At 53.4% G+C, this 885-nt stretch carries 2 protein-coding genes; both read right to left on the minus strand.

Features of this window, described 5'->3' with window-relative positions; all coding sequences use genetic code 11:
• Nucleotides 1-448, minus strand: a 448-nt coding sequence (locus A3730_RS20885) for a glutathione S-transferase N-terminal domain-containing protein (RefSeq protein ID WP_156501281.1), incomplete at its 3' end; no start/stop codon positions are given.
• Between the two features lie 72 nt (nucleotides 449-520).
• Nucleotides 521-805: a type II toxin-antitoxin system RelE/ParE family toxin gene (locus tag A3730_RS20890; protein ID WP_063519466.1), complete on the minus strand. Its 285-nt coding sequence runs from the start codon at nucleotides 803-805 to the stop codon at nucleotides 521-523.
• Between the last annotated feature and the right edge of the window lie 80 nt (nucleotides 806-885).

An 885-nucleotide genomic window follows, 5' to 3' on the forward strand; every position in this document is an offset into this window, starting at 1 on the left:
CATCCCCAAGCAAGTAAGCGCGGCTCTCCAGCAACGCCTCCAGGACCCGAAGAAAGCCCTCTCCCCGTTGCCGATACTCTGTCTGAGTCATCTCCACATGGCGGTCGGCGTATTTATAGCGGTCCAGCCAATACTTGAACTCATTATCGTTTTGCTCAATCAGCGCATTGGCCTGATCCAGAACCGTTGCGTCTAACAGCCCCTGTGGATCCTGCTGCTCCAGCGCCCACACCATGATGTCCCGGCTTTCTTGAATCACAGCACCATCGGCCAGCAGCAAAACCGGCACGGTGCCTTTAGGGCTTATCGCCAGCATCTGCGCAGGCTTGTTTTTCAGGGTCACTTCCCGCAACTCAACCTGCAAACCAGCGAACAAAATGGCCAGGCGGGCGCGCATGGCATAGGGGCAACGGCGAAAGGAATATAGACAATTAGATGGAGTCGTCATAGCGATATTGCACAACTGAAAAAGGGGTCCTTCAAGCAGGGACACCCATAAATTTAATTCTTTAAATGAAATTCAAAGGTTGCCTTTGGCATCCTGGCGACCAAGCACCCGCATGATCTCAACCGTTCTTCCATTCAGACGGTAATAAATGCTGTCCACGCCACAGACACTACGCCGATACCCTTTCTGAACATGGTCAACGGCGGGGAAGCGGTATGGTGATTGCGCGATCACATCAAAGCGCGCCATTAGCGTTTTAAAATATCGGACCGCCTGCTCTTCACCAAATGCTTCGACGCCACGCCAATAAATTCGAGCCACATCCCTTTTGGCCGCATCGTTGAGTCTATACCTCATCCCTTCCCAATCCGTCCTGGATCTCTTTCAGCAGTTCCGCAGGGCTCGGCTCCGTGAGCCCACTGCGCTCAGCTTCCCGT

Source organism: Alcanivorax sp. HI0044 (assembly GCF_001634945.1).